Raw genomic sequence first — 17,256 nt, 5'->3', positions numbered from 1 at the left:
CTTTATCTCTGGCAGGACTTGATATGAAAATTTCGATCAGCAAACGCATTTCCTTTCTTATAGCCGTCACAGTAATAATAGTAGCATGGCCTATTTTATTTATTTCAGAGGAAATGTATCAAGAACACATTTCAGAGGTTGTGAACAATACAGCACAGGGTCTTGTTTATCAAACTCTGCTGTACATGGATACTCTGCCTGAAGGATCGGAAGAAGACCTGAATGAGAACGAAAGACAGTACAGCTCGATGAGTAAAAAGTCCGGGCAACTAATTATATTTTTTGACCAAAACAAAAACATCATATCGGAAAATAAATCTGCACGAGCTCAAGATATAATAAGTCAACTTTTGTCTAAATTTCGCAATAAAGATACCATTTCATCCTTTGCTATTCAGACTGAAAGAGGAACTGAAAACCCTCAGGGATGGGATTGTACTCTCGGTTTTTCCAAAAAACAAAAACTCTTCGTCGCCATTTGTTATAACCGGGACTATACTTATGATGCCCGAGATGCCGTGCAAGTACGCACAACCCTGCTTATTTCTTTAGTTTTGTTACTAGGATTACTGGGTGCTAAATGGGCCTCAGGAAAAACGATCTCCCCAATTAAAGATCTGGCTGATTATGCACGCTCACTCCCTGAGCGGGATTTTTCCATCACAGAAGGAAATATACTTCTAACCAAGCTAAACAAAGTTAATGATGTAGAAATTAAAGAGCTTGTACAGGCATTTGCCTATATGGAAGATTCTCTTCTTGAGCATATTGAAAATAAGAAAAAAACCGCCGCAGAACGGGAAAAAATGAAAAGTGAATTGCGCATTGCGGCTGAAATTCAGCAGGGAGCATTGCCCAAAGAGCTCACTATTCCTGCTGAAACAGTATCAATCAATGCGCTGATGCAGCCAGCGAGAGAGGTCGGCGGTGATTTGTATGATTTCTTTATGGTCGACGAAAAAACTCTACAGTTCACAGTAGGAGATGTTGCAGGAAAAGGTGTTCCGGCCTCTTTATTCATGTTTGCCTGCCAGCACTTGTTTCGTTCAATTCCCCACCACGAAGTTTCTTTAGAGACCGCAATGACGATTTTGAACGACAATCTTTCAAAAGATAACAGTTCGGCAATGTTTGTGAGTCTGTTTGCCGGGAGATTCAATATTGAAACAGGTGAGCTTGAATATTCACTGGCCGGGCATCCTCCGCCATACTTGAAACGTGCAGACGGCACGATAACAACTCTGGAAGCTCCGGCCAATCTACCCATAGGTTCCATCGAAGGAATCCCCTTTGAAACAAGAAAAATTACAATTCAATCGGATGAAATATTGACTGTTTTTACTGACGGTCTTTTCGAAGTTTTTGATAAGAATGGAGAATTATTCGGCCTGCAGCGACTGCAAAATCTGATTGGCACATGTGCAGAAGGCAATTGTGATGAAATCTTGATTCACATTCTCGACTCGGTGAATAATTTTGCCAAAGACAGAGAAGGACAGGATGACGCTACTATTCTATGTCTTAAGCGAATGCCTTGAACAGGCTGAAAATGAAAGCAGACGCTCCCATGTCGCGAAAGCAGGGATGCGCATATATTACGCCGCTGTAATTTTCCTGTAATCTCCCAGCAAGAGTACTCTTTCAGAATCTCATGCAAGCCAGCAACGAGATTTGTGTTTTCTCGGTCTGGCCAAAACCTTACCAGAAAATAAAAATGAGGTACCGACCTCATTCAGAACTTGAAGGAGTACTTTTTATGCATGGGAAAAATTTTAAATTCAGATCATTTATCTCAGTATTAACCTTTATCTCATTTATTATACTTATGCTTACCGGGCTGGAGTTATTCGTGGCTCCGCACGACCATACCACTGACTGGCTGTCCTGGAGTTTCTATGGAATCAGTCAGGATATTTTTGCCGAACTGCACATAATTTTCGGCCTGCTTTTTCTGCTGACTTCACTGATTCATATTGCCTACAACCTGAAGCCGTTACTCAGCTACCTGAAAAAGCCAGCCAGAAGCAACGGACTCTTAAGCGAAGCTCTGGTTGCATTGATTGTATCTATCGTCATCACAGTTGGAACAGTGGCAGGAATGCCCGGTCCGGCGAATATCATTGAACTGGGTGAACGATTCCAGAAGTCATGGGCAATAGGCTACCCCGAAGCCCCTATGCCGAATACCGAAAGCCTTTCAATTGAGCAGTTGGGCTTATTGCTTCAGGTCGATCCAAATCTTCTTATTGATCAGCTCAGATCAATGGGAATCAGCGATGTAGACACTCAGGCTGTGATTGAAGACATCGCCGAGGAACATGATATCCCTCCCTACAAAATTTACACTGCAATAAAACAAGCCAAATAAATAATGTATTTATAACAATGTGGCTGCTGTCTCCGCCCTCCCAGATAACAGCTAGTATATACACAGGCCGTAAGCAGGCATTCAAAAACTGCTTACGGTCTGCATTTTTTGAAATTAAAAAAGGCCGATGCATAAACACCGGCCTTTAAATTCACGTTTTCCTTCCTATCGTTATATGAATCGGCGTTCAGCCATAACGGGTGATCCACTAAAATCAAAACAATACTCACTATCATCAAAACGATACTCACTCCGAAACCCCATATACGGTCCTTTCCGGGTAGGAAGTTTGCAGAGTTTTTTGTAACTGCGCTCAAAAAAAGTAAGCATGGAAAGCCCCAATCCATGATCCAGACTTTTAATGTACTCCCCATCCACATCGTCAGCATAAACAACATCAAGCAAGACATGCTTGAATCCGCAATTCTGCATTTCCTGCTCCATCTGCAGCTTTTCAGTGAGTGGCGCAATGGAGTCCTGCGAGGAGTGGATAAAAAAATAGCAGGTATCCCCTGCTCCTTGCGCAGCCATATCCGCAAGGCCCATAGGAGAAAAACTGCGTATTTCGAGTTTTCCCTTCTCCAATGAATTGGGAAGTCCGGGCTTCAGAGTCCATGGGGATTTCACAAACAAATTCAAGCGGACCATATCATCGAGCATAACTGCAAATTCAGGCTGACCAAGCTCTCTTCCCACCAAATATCTGTGATTGGGAACAGCCCATGATGAATTATCAAAAACAGCCCGCAAATATCCGGGAGCAATCTTGGAAACCATATTTGCAAGGTAGCCACCGTAGGATGAACCGATCAGTATTATATTATTTTCATTTATGTCGTAGCGCATTACAGCGTCGCGAATTGAATTCAAAATATCCAACGCAGGCAATAGTCCAAAATTCTGATACTCACCTCTGGATGGTGTTAATGATCCTGTTAAGTTTATGAACTGACCAGTTTTGCCCGCAAATTCAACAACATCTTTAGCCCAGTCATCACCGTAATGGCCAACCAGCCTTTGAACCAGATTCCGATCTTCAATCTCGAGGTCTATTTTTGCTCCAACATTTGGTCTTGAATTTATGCCAAAATACTCAACCGAAAGAGCGGCCAAGTTATACTTTGAAGATATTTTTTTACAAAAAACATCCGTATAATCACCTAAATCCGCACCAAACCCCGGAATATACACCACAAGACCATTTTTATTTTCGCTGCCATACAGATTGTATGAAACCTTTCGATCTCTGCCATTAAGTTCAAAGTCATTGCTGGTTGGGATAGTGTTATGTTCTACCAATTTATTCCTCCAAATTATTTATGTCCGGAGGATATTGAAGAAGCACTATGGCGGGATGATTACCCGAAAATTACATGGGTGTAATTCTGTATTATTTCAGTTGACTTACCTATTTCTATCATACAGAATTAAAACAAATGAACTGACATTCGTCTGTTCCGTAAGCGTTAACGTCAACCAACGCACCAACTTGTCCTTTCAGGGCCAGGGGTGCGTTTTTTTATGCCTTCCTTAGTCCTGATTGTGCAGTAATTTTGGAGGGCGTTATGCCAAATAATTCTCTTAAACAATGCCTAGCACGAATGGGCGTTGCCGTATTTATTTCCTATCTTTCTGTCGCCGTCGCACTTCCTGTTGTCCCAATCTTCGTTGCTCAAGAGCTTGGTTTAGCAAACTGGCTGGGAGGATTTGCCGTGGGAGCGGCATTCATATCCACAATCTTGTCGCGTAACTATGCCGGATTTTATGCAGATGTACGCAGCCCTAAAAAATGCACCCTGCTTGGATTGCTTTATTACATTAGCGCAGCCGGGGTATGCTTGGCATCTGCCTATTGCTGCATTCCGAAATCCACAGCTTTTTTCGTTTTGATCATTGGAAGACTTATCCTCGGTTTAGGAGAAAGCATGACTCTGGTTGGGCTTACAAGCTGGAATTTAGCACAGCTCGGTCCCCAATACTCAGGGAGAATTCTTTCAATTGTAGGAATAGCTATGTACGGAGCATTTGCCGTAGGCGGGCCGATAGGAATAATGATTTACGAACAACATGGTTTCGCAGCGGTTATGGGTATCTCTACCCTGTTACCGCTAATTGGTGGAGGACTGCTTATAAGTGCTGCGGATGTATCTCCTCAAATGAATATTGCCCCGCGAGTTCCATTTCTCAAAATCACCCACTTAATCTGGAAACAAGGCACTGTGGTATGCCTGCAAGGCGTCGGTTTTGCCGTGCTGGGGGCATTTATTTCTTTGTACTTCAAAAGCAAAGGATGGCCATATGCAGGCTACGGTATAAGCTTATTCGGTATTGGCTTTGTTGTTAGCCGCATTCTCTTCAGTGGATTACCTGACAAAATAGGTGGTATTGGTCTGGCATTCTTCTCGCTCATAGTAGAAATGCTGGGCCAAGGACTTCTTTGGGGGGCGCAGGATGTTTCCATTGCCCTGATAGGAGCTTTGCTTACCGGACTTGGTTGTTCCATGATTTTCCCGGCTATGGGAGTTGAAGTTATTAAACAGGTGCCGCAAGGACTTAGGGGGACTGCATTTGGCGGATTTGCCGCATTTCAGGATGTTGCCTATGCGTTCTCGGCACCAATTGCCGGTTGGTTGGCCGACACATTCAATTATTCGTCAGTTTTTTTGCTTGGAGCAATGGCTGCAGCCTCAGGATTGGCAATCGTTATATCCATGAGATATACTCCTAAACCAAAACGGAACCTCACTGTTATCGAAGAAAAATCAAATTAACTATTCTGATTTTTAACATTAAATAATTCCAACACACGTCCCTAATTGTCAGCAACAATGATGATTGGGGACGTTTTTTTTTGACAAAAACATTAATTTTTGAAGCCCACTCTAAATTTTACAGAATTACACCCCTGTAATTCTGCAGTAATGCGTACGCAATCCTGATTGTTCAATTTGAACCCATAAAACAAATTGAACCAAGGAGAAACGCATGAATAATGTAAGCATTGTAATTATCACACTTAATGAAGAATCCAGAATCGGCAACATCTTATCGGACCTGAAAAAACAGACCCGGAAAGGTTTCGAAGTAATCGTTGTCGACAGCAAGAGCTCTGATGCCACGGTTTCAACAGCAAAGGAATTCGAACCGGACTTCAATGAATTCAAAATCATTGAGATGGAACAACAAGGCGTAAGTCTGGGCCGAAACACCGGTGCGGAGCATGCCAAATATGAACGTCTGTTGTTCCTTGATGCAGATGTACGCCTTAGCCCCACTTTTCTTGAAGAAGCTGCCGACTACTTCGCTGAAACAAAAATCAAGGTTTGCACGGGTGCCATGACAGCGTCACCTGATGAAAACCGTCTGGTAAAAATTGGAGTAAATGTTTTTTATTGGGGAATGAAGCTGACCCAATTGGTTTTCCCCACTGCGGTTGGCGCATGTATTTTCTCGACTAAAACCGTCCATCAGGAGATCGGGGGTTTTGATGAAAGCATCAGCCTTTGTGAGGATTGTGACTATGCAAGAAGAGCCAGTCAAGTATACCAGTTCAGGGTTGCACCGTTAAAATTTGAATTTGATGCCAGACGATTAAATCAGGACGGCATTTTCAAAACAGGCCTGACCTATCTGAAAGCGAATATATACAGACTCTTCAAAGGCGAAATACGAAACAACGAAATTCCATACTCATTCGGACATTACCGGTAGAAGACGATGAATGAGATAGGTTTTTTGAGCGATCTTATCGCTACACCTATGGGGATTACCGTCATTGTCCTCGGAGCTATGGCTGATGCCGTTATCGGGTTGGGTTTCATTGTCTATGGGGAAGTTTTCTTCATTGCAGCGGGCTATCTTGCTGCCACTGAAGCAATGCATTTCCTATTGCCCATGGTCTATGTCTCGGCCTGGGGAGGTGACCTCATCAGCTATACGCTCGGTCGCCGGGGCGGACACCGTATTCTACTTAAGGTCGCCGGTAAATCACAGCAACGCCGAAGAGCTTATCGCAAAGCAAAAAACATTCTGACCAAATACGGCTATCCGGGCGTAACTGTCTCAAGGTTGCTGGGGCCGGTGTCCTGGGTAGTACCCTTTGCCGCCGGAAGCATGCAGATGCCCTCAGGCCGCTTTGCTTTATTCAGCTCTATGGGAGTATGCATCGGGGTCTCACAATTTGTGGTGATCGGTTATCTGCTTGGCAGCGGAATTGAATTACATTGGCAGAGCATAATTCATGAATTCATGCCCCTTATGGTATTCGGAATTATTGCTGTCTCAGCCTCTCTGATCATTTACCAAATAACAAAACAACATAATTGGAGACTGCCGACAAAAGTCCTGATGCATGGTATTATCTGGTGCTCAGCTTTTATGCTGATGAATTATTGGATGTTCTTCTATGGGGCCACTCATAGCAAAAATAAAGCGGTCCCCATAGTTACGTCCAGGCTTATTCAGGAAAAATTCAAGGTCTATCCCGGTATGTCCAAAGGTTACCTTGCCCAACCTATTAACGTCATGCTGGCTACAGATCTACCTTTAAAAGAAATTCATCAGAAAATGGGCTGGGTGGAAAATATGGCATTTTCCAAAAACCGGATTTCCATCATCGATTATTGGAGGTCCATTTTAAACAAAATACCTCCCGTGACCGACCTCTATCTTGCCCAGAGCCCGCAATTGGCTGCTTTTCAGAATCCTGAAGGCAACATTATGTCCCGGCACCATGTCAGATGGTGGGAGCTTGCGGATAGTCCATACCCTGAACGGACATACGCTGGCTCCATGAGCACGGATGATGAAATTCGACCTAAACCCTATAAAGGAATTCTCGCACTTATTCATGATATCGACCCCAACGTAGATGCAGCGCGGGACATGCTCGTAGAATTAATCAAGACAGCATACCCGCACGCATCGGTTGAGTATATTCAAGCCAATAGGCGGATCATCCCGGAAGCACCGGGCGACTACTCCACTGACGGCAGAATCGCCGTTATCCGGATAACTTCCAATGCAGCAGCACAGAAGAACATAAACATAAATTCACCACGTCTATTTTCAGCGGGAGACCTGTTTTCAGCTAAGCCCGCACCGAAATGTCCGAAGCAAAAATTACCTGCATGTAATATTGCCGCAAGCAGTGTGTAAGTATTGAAGGGCAGTCTCTCTTTAGGCGTTCAGTCAATTCTGTTGCCCGGCAACAGGAAATAAGGACGTCAAAACAGGATCATTTAACACATAGGAGACAAAATGAAATTTGGTGTTTTTTGTTTACTGGCTTTACTGCTGGCTGTTCCTAATATCAGCAGCGCAAATGAAAAAGATAATAGTGAAACATTTGTTTTTTATTACTTTATGGATGGCATAGCTACACACGTTTCGGAAACCGTACCGGCTCACGTAAAATACTGGAAATCCTTAAAGCTTGAAGGATATGGCGGCGGTCCTTTTGGCGACCGGTCCGGCGGAATGATTACTTTCAAAGCCAAGGACATGAAAACAGCAAGAACTATTTGTGCACAGGACCCATTTGCCCGCCAGGGTCTGATTGGCAGATTCTGGATCAAGAAGTGGCTGGTTCATCACTAAAATCCCCTCTGGTTTACATAATTTCAAGTCTTATAACCATATAATGTTCAGGTAAGACGGGAGTAATCATCTTCCACCATACTGGACTTAACAAACAAGGAGATCATTATGAATTTTAAATGGAAAGACAAACGTTTGGGCGCCGGGCTTATTGCTGCGGTAATTGCTTTAACTCCGGTTGCCTTAATGGCAGATGACCATGGAGATCATGAAGATGGCTATCGCAAGACGGCTACGGTCATCAGGAACTTTGAACATAACCAGATTACCTTGCCACAGTTGATTAAAACTGCAGAAAAAGCCGGTAAAGGAATCGCCATTGATGTTGAACTGGAAGACGACTCACCTGTTCAAAAATATGAAATAACCTTGCTGAGCGGCAAAGAAGTGCTGAGCGTATATCTTTCCGCCTTCAACGGTGAAGTTATCAAAGTCGGTAACCCTGAAGTCATTCACAGTGCCGTGGCCCGGATCACCAACCTTTATGATGGGTTGCAGAGCAAAAAAGTAAGCCTGCAGGAAGCAGTATCCATAGCGGAGAAATATGAAAAAGGAGTTGCGTACCAGGCACACATCGAAGAAATGGATAATTGGACTGGATATGAAATCGACCTCATCTCCAATGGCAAACAGGTCCGAATTGTTATCGATCCGGAAAACGGCCACATTGTAGGCAGGAAATCACAGGACGAAGAGGACGATGACGAATCCTGATCACTGCTGAAAATCACAACTCTTTCATTCAAGGGCAGATGGGGTGTTTTTAATCTCATCTGCCCAACTTAAACGAAAACAATTTTCGAAATGACAGTAAGTTAGTTTTAGCTAGTCCTAAGAAAGCCTTCCAGTTTGGAATGATTACATCATACCAATGGAAGGCTATTTTATGACTAGCAATTTCATGCGGAATAAATATGCTAATTTAAAACAGATGGCAGCCCACTAACTCAAATATAGAAAGAGTAATGTACTAAGAAGGCTTCATCTTTTCCTGGACTCTAAAAAAGAGGCTGGCCACATCAATATTGAGGACAACCGCAGCCTTCACTGCCTCAGAAACCGGCAATCCCTGCGGCTTTCCTGTTGGGGAACATTCACGTATTTTCCACCATTTACTGGGAGCTGTTGATGTGTTTCCATACATCAGCCTTGCAAATTCAGTATGTGCAAGTCCCTGATTCTGATATGTCTCGACAATTTCAGCAACTAGGGCACGTTCAAATTCATATTCGTAATTTTTCATGTAGTCATACTATACCAAAACGGCTGGAAATCATACACTAAATTAGCACTAATATTAAATATTAATTTTGCTTAAACGCAAATACTTGCCACATTTTTACCTATCTGCATCAGCAGATTGTAAAGCTGATTTATTTATAACTAAAATCAGTTGTTCCTAGTACCAAACAAAACTCCCACTAATTCAACTAAAAAAAAGTAGCTATTGCTGATTAACCTCCTAAGCAATAGAGACAATTTTGCGCCATTATTTATGCACCTTGCGATACTCAAACACTCAAAACAAATAAAATATCGGTCAATGCAATTAAATATTTTTCAAAATCACGGTTTACTTTTCAACATTTTTCTCATATCTCAACTAAACACAAAGTGCTATTTTAGCATTTAATTTAGAAGTTTTAAAAATTACAACAACTCATAAGCTAAGCTTGGAGCACTTAATGACAAATGAAATATCAAATCTATATAAGATCGCAGCAACAATTAACTTTTTATCTGGAGTTGTTAATGAGGAGGCAGGTCTATTGCTATACTTCCTCGGTAAGGAGATTCAAAAAATCACAGAAAACATTGATGACGCCACCAGCACACCAGAAACATCCTAAAATCACAACTTTTTTTTACACATCAACAGTTTTACAAACAGACAAATAAATCACTCTAATTCAAATAAATATCATACTAGGCAATATTAAATTGCCCAGCAAAACACCGTCTAAAATGCTACTATTAGACGGTGTTTTTCTTTGCCCTATCTCCATTCTGGCACCAGCCTCAGCCTTCCGTCTTTCATACATACGCATCACCGTCGTCCCTTCTCATTCATTCAAATCCCAACTATCAAGTCGATGCTAAATTAGCATTGACATCAAATGCTAATTTAGCATAGCAAGACTTCATGTCAATCAGCGACGAATACTTAGCAAAACAACTCCGCAAGAAGTTCAACTCCTACGAAGAAGCTGCAAAGGCTTTGGGATATTCGGGATACCGCCCTTTCAGAAATGCGATTGTGAAAGGGCTTCCTGAAGCAAAAAGGAAATTAGCTCTCATGCTTCTCTTGGAGGAACCTGATGAGCAAAAATAAGGGATTCGCAAAAGTCGAAATCATAGCAAATCTGCCAGAGATCAAAGCTCTTCACGAGAATGGATTCAACAAAAGAATGATCTATGACCACTTAGTTGAAAGCAATAAGATCACAATGACTTACCAGAATTTTTGCGCCTACAACCTGAATGGTGTTCGTAGAAAAAATAATCCCTCACCCTCCAAAGCAGGAAGAATCGTCTCCATCATCTCCAAACTCCCCGACACCGGCGGAGACGGTTCTCCTGCCAATAACACGGAAACAAGACCATTCAATCACGACAATCAAGTGACCTTAGAAGAAGTCGAAGAAAACCTCATCGGAAATGACTGATCTGGAGTATTAACATGGCGAAAATAAACATGATTCTGCAAGGCAAAGGCGGCGTGGGTAAAAGCCTCGTTGCCAGTCTGCTTACCCAATATCTTCTCGAATCCGGAAAAGAAATATCCTGCGTGGACACTGATCCGGTGAATGCGACATTTGCCGGTTACAAAAGTTTTAACGTCACTGCGCTGGACATTATGAAGGATGACGACATCGATCCCAGAAGATTCGACAAGCTTGTTGAACTCATGCTGGCCCTTCCTGATGACGCGGAAATGGTCATCGATAACGGAGCGGCCACCTTTGTTCCGCTCGCAAGCTATCTTTCTGAAAACGAAGTTTTTGAAATGCTCGATGAGACTGGAATAGAGATAAACCTGCACACGGTAATTACCGGCGGACAGGCTCTACCTGACACTCTTACTGGCTTAAATTCATTGGTTAAAACATTCCATGTTCCCATCTATATCTGGTTGAATAACTACTTCGGCTCTATCAGCAGGAAAGACAAAAATTTCGAAAGCTTCAAGGTCTACCGGGAAAACTCCCACCGCATTGCCGCACTGATTCGTCTTCCCCAAAAAAAGAAAGAAACCTTCGGCAAGGACCTTGAGAATTTGCTCACAGCAAAGATGTCCTTTGATGAAGCGCAGGAAAGCACCCTTCCGATCATGACCCGGCAGCGGCTGAAAATGATCTGGAAAGAAGTTCAGCAGGAACTTTCAAACAGCGGACTTTAGTGCGGTATGTCTGAGCAGATTTCTGAAAATGCCCCCCTCACCATTCAGGGCGTGCGCGACTTGATCGCTGAAAAGCACAAAATGCTGCTTGATGAGAATGATCCCATTCTCATGGCCGTGACCATGCATCGCGCCGCCCTGAATGAGTATGAATTGCTGCTGGCCGAACATCAGCAAAAGCTTTCCGCTGACATGTCCGGCCATGTTGCTTCTTTTGCTGCTGAGGTGCGCAAATCCACCAACAGCCTGTTGAGCAAAGCGGTCAAAGCCAACATCGACAATTGTCTGGCCCAGATCAGCGAGCATGAAAAGCAGATGAGCCGTTTTATCAGCTCAATCCGGGCCATGGCGATTTTCGCCGGGGTTCTTTTCGGGTTGTCCGTTGCCGTTTCAATCTCAGTCATTGTGTGGGGTTCGTGATGGATGAGCGGCTTGTCAGGAACCTGCTGCACAACATGGGACCGACCATTGTTTCAGCTCTTGAAGATGAACAAGTAGTTGAAATCATGGTCAACCCGGACGGTAAACTCTGGATTGAAAAGCTCGGTGAAGAAATGGTTATCGCAGGTGCTCTTGCTTCGAGCCAGACCGCCATGATCATTTCATTGGTTGCCAGTGCGCTAAATACCACCGTTACCGACAAAAATCCCATCATTGAGGGTGAATTACCCCCTGAAAAACCGCTCAACGGCAGTCGTTTTGAAGGTCTGTATCCGCCGGTCGTGCGCAGTGCTTCTTTTACCATCAGGAAGAAAGCCAGCCGGGTAATTCCTTTGGAAGAGTACGTGGTCAGCGGGATCATGAATCTTGAGGTGATGAAAGGGACTCTGGCCGCCGTGAAAGACAAGAAAAATATTGTCGTCATAGGTGGGACCGGGTCCGGCAAGACCACGCTGGTCAACGGCATTATCAAATCAATTTCGGAAGTCTCTCCTGCTGACCGGCTGGTCATCATCGAAGACACTGCGGAGCTGCAAAGTCAGTCCCGCAATTCAATTTTTCTGCACACCACTCCGTACACCTCCATCCAGTCATTGGTCCGGGCGACAATGAGGCTTCGCCCGGACCGGATACTTGTTGGCGAGGTGCGCGGGGGCGAAGCCCTCGACCTGCTCAAGGCTTGGAATACCGGACACCCCGGCGGCATTGCCACTGTTCACGCCAACTCTGCGGCAGAAGGTCTGCTGCGTATTGAGCAACTTATCTCGGAAGCATCCACCTCGCCCATGCCGCAACTGATCGGCTCGGCAGTGGACTTTCTGATATTCATCCGCCGCACCCGCAAGGGCCGGACAGTCTCCGAAGTGGCGGAAGTAATCGGATACGACCCCGTTAATCAAAAATACATCTTGGAGTACATCTACGATGAAAACAAATAAGCATAAATATCTGCCCCTTCTGGCAATACTCCTGCTGACTGCTCTGCCTGACGCGGCCTTTGCTTCCAACTCAATCAATGAACTCAGCACGCCCATGGAAATGGTCGTCGGCACCATCACCGGCCCTGTTGGCCGCTGGATCTGCATCGGCGGGATGGGTATTTCCGGCATCGCTTTTATCATGAAAAGAGAAGAACTTGAGGGCGGTTTCAAGACCCTGCTCAAAACCGTATTCGGCATGTCCTTTGTTGCGCTGGCCGCATCCATTGTCGATTCAATCTTCAGCTTCTCCGGGGCGGTAGTATGAGTGGAAGGAAGATCCCCATTCACGCTTCCCTGTACCGGCCTTCGCTGGTCATGGGTGCCGAGCGCGAACCGCTGCTTTATTCCGCGCTGTTCGCCATCCTGATCGCTCTTGGAGGATTCACCCTCTATGCTGGCGGTGCTGCCCTTGTATTCTGGGTTGTAACGGTCTTCATCCTGCAAAAAAACGCTAGCTTTGATCCGCAGCTTTCCAAGATCGGCCTGCGTCATTTCAACCAGCAGAATTTTTACGCTGCCCGTTCCACTCCGTGGCAGATCGGCGGGGCAAAGCTGAAATGATCGCACTCAAAGATTACCGCCACAAACCGAAAGGACTCCCGGACCTGCTGCCTTACGCGGCCATGATCAATAACGGCGTGCTGCTCTGCAAAGACGGTTCGCTCATGACCGGCTGGAAATTCCGCGCACAGGATACGGCTTCCAGTACTGCTGAAGAACTGGCTGTTGTCAGCAGCCGGGTGAACAGCGGCATCAAAAATCTGGATTCCGGCTGGATGCTGCATGTTGAGGCTATCCGCTCAACTGCGACTGAATATCCGCACGCCGGGACAAGTTTTTTCCCGGATTTCGTCACTCAAGCCATTGAAGATGAAAGGAGAAATATCTTTGAATCGTCCGGGACATTCTATTCCACCGAGACTTATCTGATCATCACCTATAAGCCTGAATTTTTGACCCAAAAGTTAAGCAGTCTTGCTTACGAAAATGCCGCTGCCGTCAATCATCTTGAAAAGGCTTTGGGTAAGTTCCTGACAGTTGCGCAGGAGCTGGAGGATTCCCTTTCGCTCTCAATGGAACTGACTCATCTTGCAGACATTGAGTTCCCGGACGAACACGGGAACCTGCATACTTATTCAACCTTCCTGTCTCTGCTGAATAAATGCCTTACCGGTGAAGAGCATCCGATACTGCTGCCCAAAGTGCCTATGTATCTTGATGCTCTTCTCGGCGGGCAGGATCTGACCGGGGGCTTGCAGCCCAGCATCGGCGGCAGGTTCATCAAAGTTCTGGCTGTGGACGGCTTTCCGCCGGACAGCTGGCCGTCCATGCTTTCCAATTTTGAATCACTGCCCATTGAATACAGGTTTTCCACCCGCTTCATCTGCATGGATCAGTACGAGGCCCAGCAGGAATTGGAGAAGTTCAGAAAGACTTGGTCGCAACAGATTTATAAAATCTGGGATCAGCTCAAGGACAATGCCAACGCCAAGGAAAACAGGGACGCCAGAAGCATGGCAGATGATGCCGAACAGGCCATTGAAGAACTTCAGTCCGGGCTGGTCGGTGCCGGTTTCTATACTGCCGTAATTGTCCTGATGAGCAGCGACTTGGGCGAGCTGGAAGAAAACAGCAGAGAGCTGCGCCGCAAACTGCTTGATCAGGGTTTCCCCAGCCGCATCGAAGGAATCAACGCCCTTGAAGCATGGCTTGGATCACATCCCGGTAATTCATACGCCAACGTACGCCGCCCGATCATCAACACCATGAATCTGGCCGACCTGCTCCCGCTGGCTACAATTTGGGCTGGCCTGGAACATAATCCTTCGGACAAGTTCCCGCCTTCATCACCGCCGCTCATGTACTGCGCAACCAACGGTTCTACCCCGTTCAGGCTGAACCTGCATGTGAACGACATCGGTCATACCCTGATTTTCGGCCCTACCGGTGCGGGTAAATCCACACTGCTGGGAATTCTGGCGGCCCAGTTCCGTCGTTATCAGAAGGCCACCATTTTTGCCTTCGACAAAGGCAAATCAATGCTCCCCCTCTGCCTTGGTGCTGGCGGATCTCATTATGAAATCGCTGCTGACGATTCTCTTTTGTCTTTTGCTCCGCTCCAGCACGTTGATTCGGATGCTGAACAAAGCTGGGCGGAAGAATGGATCGAAACACTGGCGACCATGCAGGGCTTGAACGTGCTTCCGGCCCACAGAAACGCCATCCATATCGCCATGTCCATGATCAGGAATAACCCTGAACACATGCGTTCCATGACCGACTTTTACCACAGCCTGCAAAACGAAGAACTGCGCGAGGCCATCAAACATTACACCGGCGAGGGAGCCATGGGCAGGCTGCTTGATGCCAGTTCCGACGATCTCGGCATTTCTGATTTCATGGTCTTTGAAATCGACGAGCTTATGAATCTCGGTGACAAGAACATCATCCCGGTCCTGCTCTATCTCTTCCATCGCATTGAAAAAGCACTGAACGGCCAGCCCGCGCTGCTCATCCTTGATGAAGCATGGATCATGCTCGGCCATAAGGTTTTCAGGGAAAAAATCCGGGAATGGCTGAAGGTTCTGCGTAAGGTCAACTGCGCGGTGGTTTTGGCGACACAATCCCTTTCAGATGCATGTCGTTCCGGGATTCTGGATGTGCTGGTGGAATCCTGCCCGACCAAAATCTACCTGCCTAATCCGGCGGCAATTCAGGAAGCCCAATACAAACTTTATCAGGGGCTGGGACTCAATTCCCGCCAGATTGAAATCATCGCTTCGGCCACACCCAAACGCGACTACTACGTGGTTTCCCCGGAAGGTCGGCGACTCATTGAGCTGGCTCTCGGCCCGGTCGCGCTTTCGTTTGTGGGGTCGTCGGACAAGGCGAGTCTGGCCCGGATTCGGGATCTTTCAAAAACTCACGGTCAGCAATGGCCAAAACATTGGCTTCAGGAAAGACAAGGAGATTTTATATGAAAATGCGACAAGTCGCGCCCGCAATAGCTCTGCTCGTGGGGATCATCAGCGCATCCCCGGCTTCTGCCATGACCGTGACCTGCGTCAATTGCAGTGACAAATTCCTGCAAATGCTGGAGCGGGTCACAAACATTGAACAGCTTGAATCAATGTGGCGGACCTACAAGGAAGAAATGATGCAGACCCAGCAGCAGATTATGATGGTCCAGCAAAATATCCAGCAGTACACCAACATGGTTCGGAACACGATCCGGTTGCCGTTTGCCATCAAAAACAGCGTCATCCGGGATTTTAAAAGACTGGCTCAGCTTTCAAAGAATCTGGTCACCACTGTGGGCGATATTGAGGTGCTGGACGGCATTTACGAGGCCCAGTACCCGGACTTCAATTCCGCCAAAAGACTGGTCGGCCAACCCAACGCCAAGTTCACCAAGAAATACAAGGAATACTGGTCCAAATGGTCTGAAAGAGTGGATGCCGCCACCAAGGCCACGTTCAAACTTTCCGGCAGTCAGTTGCAGGAAATCAGCGATTCTGCGGAATTTGATTCCTACATTGAAGGTCTGCTCAGCACCCCGGAAGGACGCATGCAGGCCCTTGAAGCTGCCAACCAGCTCAGCAGTGTTCAGATTCAGGAAATCCGCAAACTCCGTGCGCTGCTGGCTACCCAGATTCAGAATCAGTCCATGATCGAAGCCAAGAAGGAAAAGGATCAGCAAATTCTGCGGCAGGATAGCGAGAAATTCTTTGCCCCCACCTACGGCGAAGCCTGTAAAAAAGAAGCTGGCCCGGAGCCGCTCGGATTCTAGCCATGGTTGCTGTAAACTATCGTTTCATTCTCTTTGCGGGCTTTATCTTCTCCGCCCTGCTGGTTCTGTTCATGGCTGCTGACGCATCTGCAAACGCTTCGGTGGCTGGCACAGCCACAGCCGACACGCAGATACTCTCCCGCATCGCAACGGAATTCCATGCCAAGGCCGGTAAATGGGATGATCTGCTCACCGAGCACGCCAAGGTTCTGTTTAGACTTCTCCTGATTCTGGATGTCTGCTTTTTGGGCTTTCGTATAGCCACGAAACAGACCGGAATTGATGAAGCCATGGCCGAATTCATCATGCTCATGCTCTATGCCGGACTGATGTTCGCCATACTCATTTACTACAAGGAATGGACCAATCAGATCATTATCGGGCTGAGCAAGACGGCGCAGGAACTTGGAGCCCCGCCGGTGACGGCTGGCAGCATCTTTCTGGCCGGGGTTCAGGTCTTCGACACCATGCTTTCAAGCATGAGCTGGGACATAGCCAAATCCGCCGGGCTGGTGCTGGTCGCCATTGCCATCTGCATCAGCTTTTCCATGATTGCCGCGCAGGTAATTCTTGTAAAATGCGAAGCCTACATCGTCCTCAATGCGGGGATCATCCTGCTCGGCTTCAGCGGTTCCAAGATCACCAGAGATTACGCCATCAACTTCATCAAGTACGCCTT

20 protein-coding genes are annotated in these 17,256 nt (G+C 46.1%); 18 read left to right on the top strand and 2 right to left on the bottom strand.

Annotated elements, in window-relative coordinates:
* The first annotated feature begins 23 nt into the window (after nt 1-23).
* Both FMR86_RS19425 and FMR86_RS19420 read left to right on the top strand, forming a co-directional pair.
* Nucleotides 24-1,538 carry a PP2C family protein-serine/threonine phosphatase gene (locus FMR86_RS19425; RefSeq protein WP_163353074.1) on the top strand — a complete coding sequence of 505 codons (1,515 nt, stop codon included), beginning with the start codon at nt 24-26 and terminating at the stop codon, nt 1,536-1,538.
* A 113-nt stretch (nt 1,539-1,651) separates the two neighbouring features.
* The gene (locus FMR86_RS19420; protein ID WP_306770970.1) at nt 1,652-2,368 is read left to right on the top strand and encodes a DUF4405 domain-containing protein; all 717 of its coding nucleotides are present in this window, start codon (nt 1,652-1,654) and stop codon (nt 2,366-2,368) included.
* Between the two features lie 171 nt (nt 2,369-2,539).
* Here FMR86_RS19420 and FMR86_RS19415 read toward each other — a convergent pair whose 3' ends face one another.
* Complete coding sequence (locus tag FMR86_RS19415) at nt 2,540-3,667, bottom strand: DUF2920 family protein (RefSeq protein ID WP_163353072.1); 1,128 nt, start codon at nt 3,665-3,667, stop codon at nt 2,540-2,542.
* A gap of 266 nt (nt 3,668-3,933) precedes the next feature.
* On the opposite strand from FMR86_RS19415, the gene FMR86_RS19410 reads away from it, so the two are divergent.
* The 5 genes from FMR86_RS19410 to FMR86_RS19390 all read left to right on the top strand — a co-directional run bounded on the left by FMR86_RS19410 (nt 3,934) and on the right by FMR86_RS19390 (nt 8,680).
* Nucleotides 3,934-5,139 carry an arabinose transporter gene (locus FMR86_RS19410; protein WP_163353071.1) on the top strand — a complete coding sequence of 402 codons (1,206 nt, stop codon included), beginning with the start codon at nt 3,934-3,936 and terminating at the stop codon, nt 5,137-5,139.
* 214 nt (nt 5,140-5,353) lie between these two features.
* A complete protein-coding gene (locus tag FMR86_RS19405; protein WP_163353070.1) occupies nt 5,354-6,079 on the top strand; it encodes a glycosyltransferase in 726 nt (241 codons plus the stop codon).
* Nucleotides 6,080-6,085: 6 nt separating this feature from the next.
* Entirely contained in the window at nt 6,086-7,525 is a 1,440-nt protein-coding gene (locus FMR86_RS19400) for an LssY C-terminal domain-containing protein (protein ID WP_163353069.1), read from the top strand.
* 102 nt (nt 7,526-7,627) lie between these two features.
* A complete protein-coding gene (locus FMR86_RS19395) occupies nt 7,628-7,966 on the top strand; it encodes a YciI family protein (protein WP_163353067.1) in 339 nt (112 codons plus the stop codon).
* A gap of 108 nt (nt 7,967-8,074) precedes the next feature.
* Nucleotides 8,075-8,680 (top strand): PepSY domain-containing protein, encoded by a 606-nt coding sequence (locus FMR86_RS19390; protein WP_163353066.1) that lies wholly within the window; start codon nt 8,075-8,077, stop codon nt 8,678-8,680.
* Nucleotides 8,681-8,936: 256 nt separating this feature from the next.
* Here FMR86_RS19390 and FMR86_RS19385 read toward each other — a convergent pair whose 3' ends face one another.
* Nucleotides 8,937-9,209, bottom strand: coding sequence for a hypothetical protein (locus FMR86_RS19385; RefSeq protein ID WP_163353064.1), 273 nt, complete (start codon nt 9,207-9,209; stop codon nt 8,937-8,939).
* Nucleotides 9,210-9,651: 442 nt separating this feature from the next.
* Here FMR86_RS19385 and FMR86_RS19380 point away from each other — a divergent pair, with 442 nt between their 5' ends.
* The 11 genes from FMR86_RS19380 to FMR86_RS19330 form a co-directional block, all read left to right on the top strand.
* The gene (locus FMR86_RS19380; protein WP_163353063.1) at nt 9,652-9,816 is read left to right on the top strand and encodes a hypothetical protein; all 165 of its coding nucleotides are present in this window, start codon (nt 9,652-9,654) and stop codon (nt 9,814-9,816) included.
* Nucleotides 9,817-10,109: 293 nt separating this feature from the next.
* A complete protein-coding gene (locus FMR86_RS19375; protein ID WP_163353062.1) occupies nt 10,110-10,298 on the top strand; it encodes a hypothetical protein in 189 nt (62 codons plus the stop codon).
* Entirely contained in the window at nt 10,285-10,632 is a 348-nt protein-coding gene (locus FMR86_RS19370; RefSeq protein ID WP_163353061.1) for a TraK family protein, read from the top strand. Before FMR86_RS19375 ends, FMR86_RS19370 begins: the two co-directional genes overlap by 14 nt.
* A 14-nt stretch (nt 10,633-10,646) precedes the next feature.
* The gene (locus FMR86_RS19365) at nt 10,647-11,366 is read left to right on the top strand and encodes a conjugal transfer protein TraL (RefSeq protein WP_163353060.1); all 720 of its coding nucleotides are present in this window, start codon (nt 10,647-10,649) and stop codon (nt 11,364-11,366) included.
* A gap of 6 nt (nt 11,367-11,372) precedes the next feature.
* Nucleotides 11,373-11,786, top strand: a complete 414-nt coding sequence (locus tag FMR86_RS19360) for a hypothetical protein (RefSeq protein WP_163353059.1) — start codon at nt 11,373-11,375, stop codon at nt 11,784-11,786.
* The gene (gene trbB / locus FMR86_RS19355) at nt 11,786-12,745 is read left to right on the top strand and encodes a P-type conjugative transfer ATPase TrbB (protein WP_203545032.1); all 960 of its coding nucleotides are present in this window, start codon (nt 11,786-11,788) and stop codon (nt 12,743-12,745) included. The genes FMR86_RS19360 and trbB overlap by 1 nt, the downstream gene beginning before the upstream one ends.
* On the top strand, nt 12,732-13,052 hold the full coding sequence (locus FMR86_RS19350) for a TrbC/VirB2 family protein (protein ID WP_163294220.1): 321 nt from the start codon (nt 12,732-12,734) through the stop codon (nt 13,050-13,052). The genes trbB and FMR86_RS19350 overlap by 14 nt, the downstream gene beginning before the upstream one ends.
* The gene (gene trbD / locus FMR86_RS19345) at nt 13,049-13,348 is read left to right on the top strand and encodes a conjugal transfer protein TrbD (RefSeq protein WP_163353057.1); all 300 of its coding nucleotides are present in this window, start codon (nt 13,049-13,051) and stop codon (nt 13,346-13,348) included. Before FMR86_RS19350 ends, trbD begins: the two co-directional genes overlap by 4 nt.
* Nucleotides 13,345-15,768 carry a conjugal transfer protein TrbE gene (locus FMR86_RS19340; protein ID WP_163353056.1) on the top strand — a complete coding sequence of 808 codons (2,424 nt, stop codon included), beginning with the start codon at nt 13,345-13,347 and terminating at the stop codon, nt 15,766-15,768. The genes trbD and FMR86_RS19340 overlap by 4 nt, the downstream gene beginning before the upstream one ends.
* Entirely contained in the window at nt 15,765-16,577 is an 813-nt protein-coding gene (gene trbJ, locus FMR86_RS19335; protein WP_163353055.1) for a P-type conjugative transfer protein TrbJ, read from the top strand. Before FMR86_RS19340 ends, trbJ begins: the two co-directional genes overlap by 4 nt.
* Nucleotides 16,578-16,579: 2 nt before the next feature.
* The coding region (locus FMR86_RS19330) for a type IV secretion system protein (RefSeq protein WP_163353054.1) at nt 16,580-17,256 on the top strand (677 nt) is incomplete at its 3' end.

The sequence above is a fragment of the Desulfovibrio sp. JC010 genome (genome assembly GCF_010470675.1).
Lineage (GTDB): Bacteria > Desulfobacterota > Desulfovibrionia > Desulfovibrionales > Desulfovibrionaceae > Maridesulfovibrio.
This window is presented reverse-complemented; position numbering and strand designations above follow the sequence as displayed.

Excerpts from the sequence above, each read along its gene's own strand:
- FMR86_RS19400 (WP_163353069.1), top strand. The coding sequence starts at position 6,086 with ATGAATGAGATAGGTTTTTTGAGCGATCTTATCGCTACACCTATGGGG.
- FMR86_RS19375 (WP_163353062.1), top strand. The coding sequence starts at position 10,110 with ATGTCAATCAGCGACGAATACTTAGCAAAACAACTCCGCAAGAAGTTC.
- FMR86_RS19425 (WP_163353074.1), top strand. The coding sequence starts at position 24 with ATGAAAATTTCGATCAGCAAACGCATTTCCTTTCTTATAGCCGTCACA.
- FMR86_RS19340 (WP_163353056.1), top strand. The coding sequence starts at position 13,345 with ATGATCGCACTCAAAGATTACCGCCACAAACCGAAAGGACTCCCGGAC.
- FMR86_RS19360 (WP_163353059.1), top strand. The coding sequence starts at position 11,373 with ATGTCTGAGCAGATTTCTGAAAATGCCCCCCTCACCATTCAGGGCGTG.
- FMR86_RS19395 (WP_163353067.1), top strand. The coding sequence starts at position 7,628 with ATGAAATTTGGTGTTTTTTGTTTACTGGCTTTACTGCTGGCTGTTCCT.
- FMR86_RS19420 (WP_306770970.1), top strand. The coding sequence starts at position 1,652 with ATGCAAGCCAGCAACGAGATTTGTGTTTTCTCGGTCTGGCCAAAACCT.
- FMR86_RS19385 (WP_163353064.1), bottom strand. The coding sequence starts at position 9,209 with ATGAAAAATTACGAATATGAATTTGAACGTGCCCTAGTTGCTGAAATT.
- FMR86_RS19365 (WP_163353060.1), top strand. The coding sequence starts at position 10,647 with ATGGCGAAAATAAACATGATTCTGCAAGGCAAAGGCGGCGTGGGTAAA.
- FMR86_RS19380 (WP_163353063.1), top strand. The coding sequence starts at position 9,652 with ATGACAAATGAAATATCAAATCTATATAAGATCGCAGCAACAATTAAC.
- FMR86_RS19350 (WP_163294220.1), top strand. The coding sequence starts at position 12,732 with ATGAAAACAAATAAGCATAAATATCTGCCCCTTCTGGCAATACTCCTG.
- FMR86_RS19370 (WP_163353061.1), top strand. The coding sequence starts at position 10,285 with ATGAGCAAAAATAAGGGATTCGCAAAAGTCGAAATCATAGCAAATCTG.
- trbJ (WP_163353055.1), top strand. The coding sequence starts at position 15,765 with ATGAAAATGCGACAAGTCGCGCCCGCAATAGCTCTGCTCGTGGGGATC.
- FMR86_RS19410 (WP_163353071.1), top strand. The coding sequence starts at position 3,934 with ATGCCAAATAATTCTCTTAAACAATGCCTAGCACGAATGGGCGTTGCC.
- FMR86_RS19390 (WP_163353066.1), top strand. The coding sequence starts at position 8,075 with ATGAATTTTAAATGGAAAGACAAACGTTTGGGCGCCGGGCTTATTGCT.
- trbD (WP_163353057.1), top strand. The coding sequence starts at position 13,049 with ATGAGTGGAAGGAAGATCCCCATTCACGCTTCCCTGTACCGGCCTTCG.
- trbB (WP_203545032.1), top strand. The coding sequence starts at position 11,786 with ATGGATGAGCGGCTTGTCAGGAACCTGCTGCACAACATGGGACCGACC.
- FMR86_RS19405 (WP_163353070.1), top strand. The coding sequence starts at position 5,354 with ATGAATAATGTAAGCATTGTAATTATCACACTTAATGAAGAATCCAGA.